The organism is Halorubrum sp. CBA1125, from assembly GCF_009742825.1.
In the GTDB taxonomy this organism is placed as follows: domain Archaea; phylum Halobacteriota; class Halobacteria; order Halobacteriales; family Haloferacaceae; genus Halorubrum.
The window spans coordinates 1-15,693 of sequence record NZ_WPCE01000003.1; the positions used below are offsets into that span (position 1 = coordinate 1).

A 15,693-nucleotide genomic window follows, 5' to 3' on the forward strand; every position below is an offset into this window, starting at 1 on the left:
TTTCCCACCAGGTTTTTCGAGGAACGGTTCTCGAAGCGAACGAAGTGAGCGAGAGAACCCGACGGGAAAAAGGTGGATATGCACAGGTAGCGAACGGATAGTTCTGAGAAATATAGCTGAAATAATATCCTTGCGAACCGTTCAACGACGTGTTATGTTCAATCAGACAAAACGCGTTACACTGGCCCTTATTCCGATAAACGGCAGACCCTACGTTGAATGACCGGCTGACAACGCAACTGTGCCGTTCTATGGAATAAAACTAAGTAGGAGTAGACTGACCCGAAAATCATGAGTGAAGGTAACACCCATGTTCGATCGATAGATCGGACGCTCCGGATCGTGCAAGCGCTTCAAGAGCTCTCACGGGGGACGGTAACTGAGATATCGAACCACGTCGGTCTGCCGAAAAGCACCGTCTACAATCACCTGCAAACGCTCTACGAAAACGAGTACGTCTCCCGGTCGGGAGAGGAGTATCACCTGGGGCTCCGCTTTCTGGAGCATGGAGGGTATATCCGCAACCAGATGGACATCTTTCACGTAGCAAAACCTGAAGTCGAAGAATTGGCTGCAGAAACCGGCGAACTCGTCAACATGCTCGTTGAAGAGCACGGTCGTGGTGTCTATCTCTACCGAGAGCGGGGCGAGCAAGCGGTGAACCTCGACTCGTACATCGGCAAGCGACAGTACCTCCACAGTACCGCCTTCGGAAAGGCGATGCTCGCGTACATGGCTCCCGAGCGAGTGGACGAAATCCTCGATAAACATGGGATGATCAGCCGAACGGAACACACGATATCCGACCGGGAAGAGCTGTCCCAAGAACTCGAGACCATCCGCGATCAGGGGTACGCGATAGACGACGAGGAAAGCCTCGAAGGCCTTCGCTGCGTGGCCGCACCGATCTTGACCCAAGACGACGACGTGCTGGGTGCGGTGAGTATCTCCGGTCCAATAAGCCGGATCAGTGGCGACCGGTTCACGAAGGAGATACCGGAACTACTGCGAAGCACGACTAACGTCATCGAGATAAACATCACGTACTCGTAATTTCGTTTCACTTGTCTGAATTGACGTGACCTTGTCGGCGCGTGAGTTGCCTAGCACGCACCGTACCTAGCCGAGAACTCTCGTACTTTACGTACGTAATATCGTAATTCCACTGCGAGATCTGTTCTGTTCTGCTGAATCTACATTTCACCTGATGATCTGCGTGCTACTAGTCGGACCTGGATACCCTGAACGTGTGAACTCGCCGTGCGAGCATCGTTCCAGGGGTGCCGTGTGCCGTACACTCTCATCGATCTCACGGACCTCCCGTCGAACGGCTCGTCGATACTATTGAACCGTTCATCCCTCCGCCTGCACAGCACCTCAATAATTACAATCGTAATCTCGTAATGGGAATTGATCACAACATCTCGTCGAGCGTCTCCTCGCGCTTGCCTGCTCGGCGACGTTCGTTTTCGAGCGCCTCGACCAGCCATTCGCTCACCGTCTCGAAGTCGACACCGTCGTGCCCGTGTACCTCCTCGAAGAACTCCGCGTTTGCCGACTCGCACACCTCGACCCAGTCGTCGCGAAGGCTCCCCGCACCCCGAAGCGCGCCCGTGAGGTTGCCGACGACGGCCGCGATGGTGTCGCAATCCCGTCCGAAGCTCGCAGCCTCGACGATCGATCGGTCGACGTCCCCCTCACAGAGCTCCAGCACGCCGACGGCCGCGGGGAGTATCTCGGCGCTGTCTGCGCTGAACACGCGCCCCTCCTCGTACAGCTCTCGGTCCCACTCCACTGCGGGCCACCGCCAGTCGAGCAGTTCGTCGTAAAACTGCTCGACGAACTCGTCTATCGTCTCGCTCTCCTCGGCGAGCCCCCGCGCCCGATCGACCGCGCGGAACACGGCGTCGGACGCCTGATTCTCGATCACCTCGATGACGCTTTCGACGGACGCGTCCGGCGAAAGCGCTTCGGCGACGCCCGCCGCGACGGCCGCCGCCGCGTCGCGGTTGAATCCGTCCTGGTTCACGGAGGCGATGTTGAACCCGTCCTGGTACGCCTGCCGCGGATCGCCCGCGTTGACGATGCCGACGGGCGCGATCGACATCGTCGCCGTGCCGTCGGGACGTTCTCTCTTCCCGCCTCCCAGGGGTTGATTCCCGAAGCCAGTTTGCGTATCACGATCTCTTCCGTGACCCAGACCCGTTCGGGGTTGAGGTGTTCCCGCAGCACGTCGGCGTACTCGTCGGGCGTGACGCGTCCACCTCGCTCGGTTATCGCGAGACACAGGTAGTGGCTCATGACCGTATCGTCGGTGACCGTCCCCGGCTCCCCCTTGGCGTGGGGGTTATCGTACGCCCGGAACGTTTCGACTTTCCCGTACTCGCGCCGAACTCTGTCGTACGACCACCCCTCGACGGGTGCACCGAGCGCGTCCCCGATCGCTCCCCCCACGAGGCACCCGTACACGCGGTCCGCGATGGGTCGTGTCATCGGCCGGTGTTCGGCTGTTTCGGTGTCTCCGGCCGACCCTGTGGCGATTCTGCCTCGTTTCGTAGTCCGGTCTCGCGATCGGCGGCGGTTCTCGCTCGGTCGTCGTGGTGGGCCATTGGGAATGTCTTTATCATGAGACCTTGTTCCGGAGGATCTGCGCGTACCGCTTCACTATCGTCGCGGGACTCTCCGCGAACCGCTGGGCTTTGATGTGGGACCCGGGATTCGGGATCTCCTCTTCCCGTCCGACGATCCCAATAGCGCCGACGGTCTCCCGTCCGCGGTCCAACACGACGGGGGCGGCGATACTGCAGGCTTCGTCACCGGGACCGTCACACCCGTACGCGAACCCCTGTTCGCGTACCTCGGCGAGCGTGGCTTCCAACGCCTCCCGGTCGCCGTCGGCCTCCGACTGCGCGTCCGGGAGTCCGTGACGGTCGAGGACATCGTCCACGATCTCCGCGGGCAGGTGCGCCAAGAGCGCTCTTCCGAACGCCGTCGAGTGGAGGTGGTGTTCGGTTCCGAGGTAGTACGCCTCCTCCGCGGCGTCGGTCGCCAGCGACTGGCAGAGAAAGACACACCGTCCCTGCTGTTGGGTGGCGAACAGTGCGGTCGCGTCGGCCTCTCGAGCCAACTTCTCTACCTCGCTCTCGCGGTTCTGGCGAGTTCGTGGCCGCGAACCGCCCGATTTCCGTAGTGGAGGAAGCGAAATCCGAGCCGGTATCCGCCGTCACCTCTCGTGAGAAACCGGTGTTTCTCTAGCGTCCGCAGGTAGTAATGTATCGTGCTCCGCGAGTAGTCGATCTCGTCGGTCAGTCCGCTCGGCGTGACTTCGCCGTGCTGGGCCACCAGTTCGACAATAGTGAAAGCCGTCTCCAGCGACCCGATGGTTTTCCCCCCATTGGTACCGTCTGGCGTGCTCATAGGTCACGTGTCATTGTGGGGTTACTAAAGCCTACTCATGCCGTTCGATACTGTTGACGAACGGGTCGTTGTTCGACACGCGAATTGACGTCGTCGCGTGTCGTGAGCGGTGATTCGCGAGCGGAGCGACGACCGCGAGGCATTTCGTCGGCGATTCGTTCTATAGTATCGACGTAACGGCCCCTCACGCTTCCGCTCGGTCGCTCGGCCGCCATCCGTGATACCCACGGAGCAGCCGGTGACGGCCGCTAGTATCGCGGCAGGATCTCGTCGGCCATCAGTTCGACGAACGCGTGTTGATCGGGGCTCGCGGAGTGTATCTCCACCTCGTCGAACCCGGCGTTTCGGGCGTCGTCGAGGGCGGTTCGGAGGTCGTCCGGATCGTCCGCTATTATCCAGCTGTCTGTCATCTCCTCGAGCGAGAGCTTCCGTCCCGCCTCCTCGATCTCCCGCGGATCCGCGATCGACTGGTCGAATCCCACGGCCTGCGGTCCCCGCCAGAACCCGACGCTCTCGAGCGCGTTCTCGTAGTCCTCGTCGTACGAGACCAGCAGCTGTTTGATGCGGCGGATGTCGTCGGGGTCGCGTCCGGCCGCTTCGGCCCCCGCTTCGAGGGCCGGCACGAGCGATTCGCGGTACCGCGCGTTGTCGACGAGCGTGAGGAACCCGTCGGCGTACTCGCCGGCGACCCGGGTCGTCTTCGGCCCGTTACCGGCGACGTACAGCGGAACCCGCTCGTCCGGGCGCGTGTACAGGTTGAGCGAGTTCGTCTCCCAGTAGTGGCCCTCGTAGTCGACGACCTCGCCGTCCCAGAGCCGAGTGATGATCTCGCACGCGTCGACCAACCGCCGTCGACGCTCGGGGTACGCGGGCCACTCGTACCCGAGCGGCACTTCGTTCATCGCCTCGCCCGTGGACAGCGCGAGGTGGACTCGCCCGGGGTACATCGCGCCCAACGTCGCGAACGCCTGTGCGATCATCCCCGGGTGGTAGCGTCCGATCGGAGGGGTGACGCCCGTACCGATGCGGACCGAGTCCGACCGTTCGAGCGCCGCCCCCAACCACGGCCACGCGGCGCCGCAGTGCGCGTCCGTGTGCCACCAGGGGTGGATGTGATCGCTCGTCCAGACGGTGTCGAACCCGGCCCCCTCGGCCAGCGACACGTGTTCCAGTAGCGTACTGGGGTCGTACTCCTCGTGAGCGGTGAACAAACCGATGTCCATACCGGTTGTCCTGGTCGCGTGACAATATATCTATCGCGGGGAGCCCCCACCCTTCTCGGGAACCCCGGCGATGGCAGCGCATGATTTATGTGGATCATCCACGCAGTACCCATTCGAAATGATTTGTTCGACCTGGGGCGACTGGTTCGTGTCCGACGAGATCGAAGCGACCGATCCCGACGGCCTGTCGATCTGGTACCTCGGCTGTAACGGATTCGTCCTCCGGACCGCGGAGACGACGGTGTACATCGACCCGTACTTCGGGAACGGCAAGCCGCCGTGGACGATACGGATGATCCCCGTGCCGATGGATCCGGCCGACGCGACGATGTGTGACGCCGTCCTCGTCACCCACGAACACATCGATCACATGCACGAGCCGTCGTTCAGACCGCTCGTCGAGAACTGCGGGGCGACGATCTGCGCGCCGGAGGCCTCCTACGAGAACCCCGATCTCGAACTGGAACACGAGGTTCCCGCCGAGCAGAAGCGGGTCATCCGCGCCGGCGACACGCTCCAGATCGGCGACCTGACCGTCCACGTTCGGGGCGGAAACGACCCCGACGCGATCGAAGAGGTCTCCTACGTCGTCGAACACGAGTCGGGGACGTTCTTCAACGGCGGAGACAGCCGGCCGACCGAGGCGTTCTACGATATCGGCGAGGAGTTCGACATCGACGTCGGCTCGCTCACGTTCGGGACCGCCGGACGCATTCATCATCAAGACGAGGACGAGACGCGCGTCGAGCGGTGGTACAGCGACGAGAACGACGTCGTCGAGATGGCCACCGCCCTCCAGCTGGATCGGCTCCTCCCCTGCCACCACGACATGTGGAAAGGGGTGCGCGGTGACCCGACGTCGCTCTTCCAGCACGCGGCGTCGTTCGAGTACCCGACGACGATCGAACCGGTCCAGATCGGAGACCGCGTCACCGTGGGCTCGCCGGGGATCGCCTCGCTCCGGTCGATCCAAGAGGGCTGGGACGACTCGAAGCGGTGGCCCCGATGACGGGACACGCGACGCCCCGAACTGGGCTCAGGCACGCGGAAGCGAACAGCCAGACCGACGCGAGACACGACCAGACAGACGCGAGACACCGAGAGACACATGTCACGGTTTAAAGCGACCTACCGAATCGAAACGTCGCACTCGCTCGAGGAAGCGGCGGAATCGATGGCGGGCGAGCAGTCTTCCGGAACGTTCGTCGACGTTCCGGGCGAAACCGACGAACTGCGCGAGCGACACGGCGCGCGCGTCGCGCGCGTCACCGAACTCGACACGGTCGACGAGCCGACGCTTCCCGGATCCTCCCCCCCTGACGATGTCGACGAACCCGAGTCGTACACGCGCGCCGAGATCGACCTCTCCTTCCCGATGAGGAACGTCGGTTCCTCGCTGCCGAACCTGCTGACGACCGTCGCGGGCAACCTGTTCGAACTCAGTCCGTTTTCCGGGCTCCGCCTGCTGGACATCGACGTTCCGGCGGCGCTGGCCGACGCCTACCCCGGTCCCCAGTTCGGCATCGAAGGGACCCGCGAGATCGTCGATGTCTGGGACCGCCCGATCGTGGGGACGATCGTCAAACCCAACGTGGGCCTCTCACCGCAGGAGACTGCCGACCTCGTCGAGACGCTGGTCGACGCCGGACTCGACTTCATCAAAGACGACGAACTGATCGCCGACCCGCCGTACTCCCCCGTGGAAGACCGGATCGAGGCCGTGATGGACGTTATCCACCGTCACGAGGACCGGACGGGCGAGAAGGTCATGTACGCCTGTAACATCACCGGCGACGTCGACGAGATGCTCGCGCGCCACGACGTCGTGAAGGAGGCCGGGGGCAACTGCGTGATGGTGAGCGTCAACAGCGTGGGACTCACCGGCCTCACCGAACTCCGGCGCCACGCTGACCTCCCGATCCACGCTCACCGGAACGGCTGGGGAGCCCTCTCGCGCTGCCCGCAGCTCGGGTTCGAGTACGCGGCCTACCAGAAGTTCTGGCGCCTCGCCGGCGTCGATCACATGCACGTCAACGGGATCCGCAACAAGTTCTGTGAGTCCGACGAATCGGTGATCAGGTCGGCGCGGACGTGTCAGACCCCTATCGTCGACGAGGGCGACACCGTGATGCCCGTCTTCTCTTCGGGCCAGTGGGCGGGACAGGCCCCCGAAACTTACGAGGCGCTCGGCAACGTCGACTGCATGTACCTCGCCGGCGGCGGCATTCTCGGCCACCCCGACGGGCCAGCCGCGGGCGTCGAACACCTCAAGCAGGGCTGGGAGGCCGCCATGCGGGGCATCCCACTCGAGGAGTACGCCGAGGATCACGAGGAGCTTCGACGGGCGATCGACCACTACGGCCCCGTCGGGAGTGGTCGCTGATGTCCGACCTCCTGCTCGCCTTCTACGGGGACGACTTCACCGGTTCGACCGACGTCCTGGAGTCGCTGAGCCTCAACGGGGTGCCGACCGTCCTCTTCCTCGAGTCGCCGGATCCGGAGGACCTGGAGCGTTTCGACGAGGTGCGGGCGGTCGGGATCGCGGGGACCAGTCGGAGCATGACTCCCGACGAGATGGGCGAGGAGTTGCCGGCCGCGTTCGAAGCGCTGCGAGCGTTCGACGCGGAGATCGTTCAGTACAAGGTGTGTTCGACCTTCGACTCGGCGCCGGACACGGGGAGCATCGGTCGGGCCATCGACATCGGTCAGGAGGTGTTCGGCTCGCCGTTCGTTCCCGTGGTCGTCGCCGCTCCCTCGCTCGAACCGCGGGGGCGGTACGTGCTGTTCGGCAACCTCTTCGCGACGCTCGAGGGGACCACCTACCGTCTCGATCGCCATCCCACGATGAGTCAACATCCCGTGACGCCGATGACGGAGGCGGATCTCACCGAACACCTGAGCGAGCAGACCGACCGGGAGATCGGCCTACTGGACGTCCGAAGCGTCGACGGAAACGCGGACGCAGCGCTCCGGGACGACCTCGAGACGGTCGTCGCGGACAACGAGATCGTGTTCTTCGACGGCCTCAACCGCGATCACCAGCGAAAAGTCGGCCGCCTGATCTGGGAGTACTGTGAGCGTGACGGTCGTGCCGACCCCCTATTCTCGGCGGCATCGTCGGGGCTCAACTACGCCCTCTCACGGCACTGGCAGGACACCGGCGTCGTATCCGTCCCCGAGGCGCCCGAGTCGGCGGGTCCGGTGGATCAGATCGTCGTGATGTCGGGGAGCGCTTCGCCCGTCAACCGCGATCAGATAGACTGGGCGCTGGAGAACGGATTCGAAGGTGTCCGACTCGACACCCGCCGTCTGGTGGACCCCGACGAGGCCGAAGACGCGCGCGAGGAGGCGATCGACGCCGCGCTGACCGCGATCGACGACGGCGCGAGCTCGCTCCTGTACTCAGCGCGGGGACCCGACGATCCGGCGATCGAGCGAACGAACCAGCGCCTTCGCGAGCTGGACGTCGACGGTGAGCGTCTCGGCGCCCTGCTGGGCACCCAGCAGGGCGAGATCACCCGTGCGATCCTCGAGGCGACGGCCGTCGATCGCGTCTGCGTCGCCGGCGGCGACACCAGCGGCCACGTCGCTCCACACCTCGACGTCTTCGCACTCGAGTTTCTCGTCCCCGTCGGGCCCGGGAGCCCGCTGTGTCGGGCGGCCTCGCGGACCCAGGCGTTCGACGGACTGGAGATCGCTCTCAAGGGCGGACAGGTCCAGACGACCAACGACGAGGCGGACTTCTTCGGCGCGGTCCGGGCCGGCGGCGTTCCCCCCGAGTGATCGCCGACCCCCTCGACTCCCTCCGGCGAAACTACTATTACACTTCACGGAGTGGCATGTGACAATGGCCGTCTCGGTTACTCTCATGGGCGCCGGTGGCAAGATGGGGTGTCGGATCACCGACCGACTCAAGGACAACGACCGCTACGAGATGCGATACGTCGAGCCCGGCGAGCAAGGGCGCGAGCGACTCGCCGATCGGGGGCTCTCCGCGCAGTCGACGGACGCGGCGCTCGACGGGACTGACATCGTTGTGATGGCCGTCCCCGACGAACTGATCGGGTCGATCACCGACGACGTCGTCCCGAAGGTGGACAGCGGTACGATGATCGTCCTGCTCGACCCCGCGGCCGCCTACGCCCGCGTACTCCACGACCGCGAGGACGTCACGTACTTCCTCACGCATCCGTGTCACCCCTCGTTTTTCACCGCTGAGACGAGCATGGACGACGAGGACACCGACTGGTTCGGCGGGCAAGGCCGCGACCGGCAGGATATCGTCTGTGCGCTCCACCAGGGGTCGGACGACGAGTATTCGAAGGGAGAGGCGATCGCACGGGACATGTACGCGCCCGTTCGGGACGCCCACCGGGTGACGACCGAGCAGATGGCCCTCCTCGAACCCGCACTCGTCGAGACGCTCCTGGGTACCTGCCTCGACGTCATCTGCGACGGCTACGAACGCGTCGTCGAGATGGGCGTTCCCGAGGACGCCGCGCGGGCGATGCTGTTCGGCCACCTGCGCATCGAACTGGGGATAACCTTCGGGTACACCGACTTCCCGTTCTCCGACGGCGCCCAACAGGCCATCGAGAACGCCAAAAAGGAGATCTTCCAGCCCGACTGGGAAGATCGGGTGTTCGGGACCCAGAACGTACGGGAGAGCGCCGAAATGATTGCCGACGCCGACTAGCGTCCGGTCGCGGAATCGGAAGGCGAGACCGCGACGGGATGGACTCGGCACCCGATCCTTCAGGCCCCCGTTGTTGACGGGACGTCCGCCTCACCGACTCTCCGTGGTGGATCGGCTATCGTGTATCGTGAGTGCGGACACTCCGAGAGACCGCCGACGTGGACGTGCGTCTCCGCCTGAACGATTATCGCTTTCGAATACTATATAGAACGTTGAAATATCGGTTGAGAGCGTGAGTTCGAATCTCGTTGGGATGGGCAAAACGGTGGATCGGATAGTCGCCGATCGATACCTGTCCGGTGCAGTCGATCCACGATCGATTCAACTTCTCTACGAATATCCCGACAATTGACACGGTTCACCTCGGTAGACCACCGATGACGATCACACATGTCGACTAGTCGGTGGAGCTCGGTGGTCGTCTCCCGGCGACACTCGGGTCTCAGACTCCACTCCCGGGGTACCTCCAGGGGAAACAGATGCGTTGTCGAACGTATCTTTCGAGCGGCCAATCGTCGAACATGACTGATAACAAACTAGAACGCGACGCGAACTCTCACCGCCTCCGCGAGCGGGCAAGGAGCCGACACTCGCTGCCCAGGAGCTATCGACCACGACGCTAGAGGGGGAAAAGCGTCGCTGGCGTCGGTCCGAACGGCGGGCTGCTGTTTGGTAACCTCTCGTAACTCGATATTGTTCGGTAACTACTAAGTCGACCGAGTTCCTCTCTGGGCGTATGTCGGACCAGACCGACTCGGACGATTCCATCCGCGAACTCGAAGTCTGGTGTGCCGGCGAGGAGTGGTGTCCGGTGACGACCACGGCCACGCTCATCGGGAAGAAGTGGCACCCGGTCATCATCCATCGGCTCCTCGAACACGGTCCCAGCGGGTTCAACGACCTCAAGACGGCCGTCGACGGGATCTCGAGTAAGGTCCTCTCGGACAGCCTCGACGACCTCGCGGAGAACGACCTCGTCGAGCGAGAGGTCGTAAGCGAGAAACCGTTTCGAGTCCAGTACTCGCTGACTCCTCACGGCCAATCGCTGGAACCGGTGATCGACGCGATGCGCGACTGGGGGATGCAACACCTGACGGCGCCCGCCGATGCAGATCCGTGATCGCGTTCCGCGCCTAACGACGTGAGAACCCCACCACGGGACTCAGTGTTCACCGAGATTTCGCATCGGTTCGATACCGGGCTCTCGAACGGTCAGCCTATCACCGACCTCCGCCACCTCGAGAACCCGCGGGTAGGCGAACGACGCCATGTGTTCGTGGATGGACTTCGCGTCCGCTAACCCTCCCTTCCACATGTCGAAGTGGCACGGGACGAGGCGATTCAACTGGAGTGCGTTCGCCGACTCGACCACGTCGTTTTCGTCCATGTACATCTTTCCGGGTTCCGCGTGCGGTTCCTCGTCTTCTGTGATCCAGTCGCCGGTGTAGAAGATCCGCGCGTGTGTCCCGAACGCAAGCGCGCCCAAATCGATATCGAACTCGCTGCCGATCTCGTCGAATGCGTCGGCAACCCGGCTGTCGCCCGCCGTAAAGAAGGTGCCCGTCTCGTGCTCGACGACGTACGAGACGTCGCCCGCCGCGTCCGGATCGTTACTCTCTCGGACGTGAACCGTGAGGTCGCCGATGTCGAACGAGGCGCCCGGTTCGACTATTTGCCGCCGGGATTTCGGTGCCCGCAGGTCGGGATAGTCTATCTGCGGCGATTCGAAACAGGTCGAGGACGCGTACAAGTCCGCGCCTAGGTCTTCCACCATCGGCCCGTACGAATCGGGGTTGAAGTGGTCGACGTGCTCGTGGGTGGCGAGCACGGCGTCGCAGGCGGTAACGTCTTCCGGATCCAGCGGAACGGGGATCATCCGATACCACGTGGGCGGATCCCCGTCACCGAAGTACGGGTCGACGTAGATCGTCGCTTCGGGCGATCGAAGCACGAACCCGTTACAGCCGAGGTACCAGACGGTCAGACAGTCCGGCGTGGTCGCCTCAATTTCTTGCTTGAGGAACGTGTCTCCCCATGTCGAGTGGACCATCGAGATGGCAAACACGTGCCGTGGTAATATAGTTGGCTCTCAGGAGTTCCACCTGTTGTTTGATACGTTGGGCTTGCAACGAAGCCGAGGCCGTCAGTCATCCCAATTCGACCGTTTCGACGTATCGGAGACAGGATTCCAGTCCCTCATTCGCCGTGTAACGGACCGTTTCGGACTCGGCGTCATACCGAATGATACCGGCTTCTTGGAGCTTTGGGAGGTGGATGTGGTGAAGTTCGGTCCGGATCTGCTCGCGTGGCGATCCGTCGCGGATCGGCAGTGATCGATCGATATCGTGAACTTCCTCGACCAGTCGATCGAGCTGGATCTCCTCTGTCGGCTGGCCCTTCAAGTTGTACAACAGCGTGCGCCGGCGGGGGGACGACAACAGTTCCAGTATCGTATCGAAAGAGTACCGCATCGGCACCGTTTCGGGGCGGTCCGGATCTGTCTTCGCCGCTCCGCCTGGGGGTGGCGTCGTCGAACGGAACGTGGGTGTCGTCGTTATCTCACCTTCCGTTGGGATCCAGCCATCGTCCGGAGTGTACTCGATCACCGCATCGTACAGCGGGCGAAGCATCGTTATCGTCTCTTCGTCGTGTTCGTCCGGATCGACGTGATGGTGAGCGGTCACGTCGAGCTGCTCACAGAGGGCGTTGAGGGAGGTGATCAGGCTAATTACTCGCTCGGTGTCGTAGGTGGCAAGCAGCGTCGTTACCGAGTGGAAGCACACGACCGTCTCTTCGTCGGTGTGTTTCCACGCACCAAGTTGGCTGGCGACAGCGAGACCGACATCGTAGAGGTCCGCATTCTCAGGAACTCCACGCACCGAGATCGACCCCGCTTCGGAGGTCGGGAGCTTGGCTTTCGTCATATCTCGTCTTGCGTCGACGATCGTCGCCCGTGCTGGAAGTTCGCTGCCAGCTTCGCGTTGCCAGACCGACAGCCGCTCTGTGGGAGACGCCGAGAGTGTGATGCTCAATACGTTGGTCTCTCCGGGCGGATTGCGAGTCAACAGATCGATACAAGCACTGTCGTCGGGAAATTCGTGTGAAGGAGCAAGGAGAAGAACAGACGACGACCTGCCAAAATAATCGTTGAGTCTGTATGGCGAACCTGACACTGCCGGCATTCTGTAACTGAATTACATAAGTTTGTCGTTCACCCTACACTTTGTCAAACATGACCAATCACGTTCGGAAATGTCTACCATTCCTCAAAATCCAATCACAACGAACCGGATCTGTTGAAATTCTCAATAGGCCATATGTTCTGACCGAATGAAGAAAATATGGAAAATTACTGAATGTATGGCTCTTTATCTCTTCTAACGGAGAAAAATACTGCAAAGTATCTCCTCTTTAGAGTAGATCTGATATCAATCTACGTAGCGCTGGATTCACAACGTATTGCTTACTAAAGTTCCCAAGATCAGTGTAACCATCCTTGTCCATTGGGCGTTTGTAATTGCTTCCTCTGTGGGTTCCAAGTCAGCCGCGTGTCTGTCTCGTTCACGGTGCGGCCCTTCTTACGGACCTCGCCGAACGACTCGGTGACACGAGCGGGCCGCTCATGATCGGGTATGCTGTCATCATGCTCCTCGATCAGGTGCTGCTCGGGACCGGAATGACGGCCAATGGTAGTGGTATGGGGATGAGCGGTGAGATGAGCGGCAGCACGATGACGACGGGGACGGGCTGGGATGCGGGAATGGTCGCTCTCGCGGGACCGATGCTCGTCGGCGGTGTCATCATGACGCGAGATACGACGGAGACCCTCCCGGCGGCACGTACTGGTACGACCCGCACACGGCGGATTCGAAACGGAGGGCGGCCCCTCAGATTTTATTAGGTCGCGTGGAGTTGGAGGCACCGACGTCGACCCATGACCGAACAGGCCAAGCTCGACCGGCTGGACGAGTATCTCGCGACGAACGACCTCGCGTCCGTGTGGTTCGCGACGCCGCCAATGTTCGCCTGGCTCACCGGGGGTAGCAACCTGATCGTCCGCGAGGGAACTGCTGGCATCGCCGCCGCCGGCTACGACGGCGAGGAGGTCACCGTCATCACGTCGAATATCGAGGGGCACCGGCTCCTCGACGAAGAGATCGACGCCGATGTCACCCTCGTGGAACACCCGTGGTACGAGAGCGGCGTCGCGGATGCGGTTTCGGCGTTCGCACCGACGCCGGCGGCCGCGGACTTCACGTGTAGTGACTTCGACCGGATCGACCGATCGGCACTGACGCAGCCGTTAACCGACGACGACGTCGAGCGCTATCGGACGCTGAGTCGCGAGACGGCCGCGGCCGTCGAGGAGGTCGCGCGGGACGTCGCTCCCTCCGACACCGAGCGTGAGGTGGCCGCGCGGCTCCACCACGCGCTCCAACGGCGCGGCATCGAGTCCTCGGTGGCGCTCGTCGGCGGCGAAGACCGCATCCAGCGGTACCGCCACTTCACGCCGACCGACACCGAAGTGGGCGGCTATGCGGTCCTGACGGTCGTCGGTGTGCGTCGCGGTCTCAACGCCGCCGTCACGCGAACGGTCGCGTTCGACGCCGCCCCCGACTGGCTGGAAGAACGGTACGAGGACGTCTCCAAGATCGCGGCGACCGAGGCCGTCACGACGCGGCGCACGGGCGCGACGGTGGCACCGCCGGCGACGTGTTCGAGACGATTCAGACGGCGTACGAAGAACTGGGCTATCCGGCCGAGTGGGAGAATCACCATCAGGGCGGTGCACTCGGCTACGCGTCGCGGGAGTGGGTCGCGACCCCGGGCGACGAGACGCCCATCGAACTGCCGATGGCCTACGGCTGGAATCCCTCTGTCGAAGGCGCCAAATCCGAGGACACGGTCCTCGTGACCGACGACGACGTCGAGGTAGTCTCGAACACTGGTGAGTTCCCCACCTTGACGGCCAACGCCGTCGGCGTCGACGGTACGCTGACGCTCCCCGATATCCTCTGGCAGTAACGGGGTGGCCACCGCCGTTGGGTGACACCCTCCGCTGCAGGCTCTGGTGTCGGTTCTCGTTCGAAAACGGTCTCCCCACCTTTGAGTATCAGAGAACGCTTATTTGGTGCGGTACCGATAGGCCAAGCCACGTATGGACGCCAAACATCCGGTCCGAACCACCGAGAAGACGCTCACACTCATCGAGGAGTTGAAAGATCGCGGTCCGTGTGGCGTGACGGAGCTAGCAGACGGGATGGAGATGGGAAAAAGCGCAGTACACAACCACCTCACGACGCTCCGGAAACACGGGTACGTAATCAAGTCCGACGACACGTATCGGTTCGGCTTGAAGTTCCTCGAAGTCGGGGGTCATGTTCGGAAATCGATGGAGTTCTACCAGGTCGCCGAACCCGAGGTGAAATCGCTCGCGGACGAGACGGACGAACTCGCGAACCTGCTCGTCGAGGAACAGGGGATGGGCGTGTATCTGATGCGGTCGAAGGGCGACGACGCAGTGGATCTCGACACGTACGCCGGGCTCAGGACCCACCTACACACGACGGCGCTCGGCAAAGCGATCCTCGCCCATCTCCCCGATGAACGGGTCGAGGAAATCATCGAACGACGGGGGCTGGAACGCCAGACGCCCCAGAGCATCGGCACTGAACCAGAGTTGTTCGAGGCGCTCGAGGAGATCCGTGAACGCGGCTACGCGATCGACGACGGCGAGCGGCTCGAAGGGCTCCGGTGTATCGCGGCGCCGATCAAACACTCCTCCGGCGACGTTCTCGGATCGATCAGCGTCTCTGCACCGGCGAGTCGGTTCAGTGACGAGGATCTACACGGAGAACCGGCCGAGCGCGTTCTCAGTGCAGCGAACGTCATCGAACTCAACATCAACTACTGATCGTTTTATTTCTCAGAACAGTTTGTCATAGACGTAATAAACAATCTACGAGCAATTAGCGGATGTTTTGTGGTACTCAATTACATATTACAGTAGTATACAGACGATAAAATCGGTCGACCGGGTGAAGACCTATTCTCACATAGGAAATAATAGCAATAATGGGCCGACGAATGGGAGACAATAGCAGGCTGATCGTGAGCGATGCAACTCGGTGACTCTCGTCCGCAGTTCGCTTGCGTCGGATTCCGATACCCTCGTCTCTGCTCACGCCACGTTTCCGAAGATAACGGTTTGATCTCGTCGGCCAGTGATTCGGCGACGAGCCGATCGTCCGATAGATCGCACGTGCTCTCGGATATACGCCGCTCTCGCCGACCTCCGACGTCGCCGCCGAAGGGACGGTCGCGGTCGACTCCCGCTTCGGTAGCCGCTCGCGAACG

The 15,693-nt window shown here is 62.3% G+C and carries 14 protein-coding genes and 2 pseudogenes; 10 read left to right on the top strand and 6 right to left on the bottom strand.

The genetic code is table 11. The annotated features are described in order from the left end of the window. Both GJ633_RS17485 and GJ633_RS00860 read left to right on the top strand, forming a co-directional pair. Positions 1-223: hypothetical protein (locus GJ633_RS17485; protein WP_231741175.1), on the top strand; the 223-nt coding region annotated here is incomplete at its 5' end. 65 nt (positions 224-288) lie between these two features. Next, complete coding sequence (locus GJ633_RS00860) at positions 289-1,053, top strand: IclR family transcriptional regulator (RefSeq protein WP_394351110.1); 765 nt, start codon at positions 289-291, stop codon at positions 1,051-1,053. Positions 1,054-1,414: 361 nt separating this feature from the next. Here GJ633_RS00860 and GJ633_RS00865 read toward each other — a convergent pair. From GJ633_RS00865 to GJ633_RS00880, 4 genes and pseudogenes are all read right to left on the bottom strand, one after another. After that, a pseudogene (locus GJ633_RS00865) lies at positions 1,415-2,493 on the bottom strand (ADP-ribosylglycohydrolase family protein). A gap of 130 nt (positions 2,494-2,623) precedes the next feature. Then, a complete protein-coding gene (locus GJ633_RS00870) occupies positions 2,624-3,127 on the bottom strand; it encodes an IclR family transcriptional regulator C-terminal domain-containing protein (RefSeq protein ID WP_156586363.1) in 504 nt (167 codons plus the stop codon). Positions 3,128-3,132: 5 nt separating this feature from the next. Continuing rightward, positions 3,133-3,417, bottom strand: a complete 285-nt coding sequence (locus GJ633_RS00875; RefSeq protein ID WP_156586365.1) for a helix-turn-helix domain-containing protein — start codon at positions 3,415-3,417, stop codon at positions 3,133-3,135. Between the two features lie 248 nt (positions 3,418-3,665). Then, positions 3,666-4,640 (bottom strand): TIGR03557 family F420-dependent LLM class oxidoreductase, encoded by a 975-nt coding sequence (locus GJ633_RS00880; protein ID WP_156586367.1) that lies wholly within the window; start codon positions 4,638-4,640, stop codon positions 3,666-3,668. 118 nt (positions 4,641-4,758) lie between these two features. On the opposite strand from GJ633_RS00880, the gene GJ633_RS00885 reads away from it, so the two are divergent. The 5 genes from GJ633_RS00885 (at position 4,759) to GJ633_RS00905 (ending at position 10,456) form a co-directional block, all read left to right on the top strand. Beyond that, positions 4,759-5,649, top strand: a complete 891-nt coding sequence (locus GJ633_RS00885; RefSeq protein ID WP_156586369.1) for an MBL fold metallo-hydrolase — start codon at positions 4,759-4,761, stop codon at positions 5,647-5,649. A gap of 99 nt (positions 5,650-5,748) precedes the next feature. Continuing rightward, complete coding sequence (locus GJ633_RS00890) at positions 5,749-7,023, top strand: ribulose-bisphosphate carboxylase large subunit family protein (RefSeq protein WP_156586371.1); 1,275 nt, start codon at positions 5,749-5,751, stop codon at positions 7,021-7,023. After that, complete coding sequence (locus tag GJ633_RS00895; RefSeq protein WP_156586373.1) at positions 7,023-8,423, top strand: four-carbon acid sugar kinase family protein; 1,401 nt, start codon at positions 7,023-7,025, stop codon at positions 8,421-8,423. The genes GJ633_RS00890 and GJ633_RS00895 overlap by 1 nt, the downstream gene beginning before the upstream one ends. A gap of 64 nt (positions 8,424-8,487) precedes the next feature. After that, entirely contained in the window at positions 8,488-9,336 is an 849-nt protein-coding gene (locus GJ633_RS00900) for a phosphogluconate dehydrogenase C-terminal domain-containing protein (protein ID WP_156586375.1), read from the top strand. Between the two features lie 736 nt (positions 9,337-10,072). Beyond that, positions 10,073-10,456, top strand: coding sequence for a helix-turn-helix domain-containing protein (locus GJ633_RS00905; protein ID WP_156586377.1), 384 nt, complete (start codon positions 10,073-10,075; stop codon positions 10,454-10,456). Positions 10,457-10,498: 42 nt separating this feature from the next. Here the strand turns inward: GJ633_RS00905 and GJ633_RS00910 are convergent, their stop codons facing one another. Both GJ633_RS00910 and GJ633_RS00915 read right to left on the bottom strand, forming a co-directional pair. After that, positions 10,499-11,386, bottom strand: a complete 888-nt coding sequence (locus GJ633_RS00910) for an MBL fold metallo-hydrolase (RefSeq protein WP_156586379.1) — start codon at positions 11,384-11,386, stop codon at positions 10,499-10,501. A gap of 97 nt (positions 11,387-11,483) precedes the next feature. Continuing rightward, a complete protein-coding gene (locus GJ633_RS00915; RefSeq protein WP_156586381.1) occupies positions 11,484-12,260 on the bottom strand; it encodes a hypothetical protein in 777 nt (258 codons plus the stop codon). Between the two features lie 698 nt (positions 12,261-12,958). Here GJ633_RS00915 and GJ633_RS16880 point away from each other — a divergent pair. The 3 genes and pseudogenes from GJ633_RS16880 to xacR all read left to right on the top strand — a co-directional run bounded on the left by GJ633_RS16880 (position 12,959) and on the right by xacR (position 15,250). After that, positions 12,959-13,237, top strand: a complete 279-nt coding sequence (locus GJ633_RS16880; protein ID WP_197431168.1) for a hypothetical protein — start codon at positions 12,959-12,961, stop codon at positions 13,235-13,237. Positions 13,238-13,270: 33 nt separating this feature from the next. Continuing rightward, positions 13,271-14,361: pseudogene (locus GJ633_RS00920) on the top strand (M24 family metallopeptidase). Between the two features lie 133 nt (positions 14,362-14,494). Next, the gene (gene xacR, locus GJ633_RS00925) at positions 14,495-15,250 is read left to right on the top strand and encodes an HTH-type transcriptional regulator XacR (RefSeq protein ID WP_156586383.1); all 756 of its coding nucleotides are present in this window, start codon (positions 14,495-14,497) and stop codon (positions 15,248-15,250) included. Positions 15,251-15,693 lie beyond the last annotated feature (443 nt).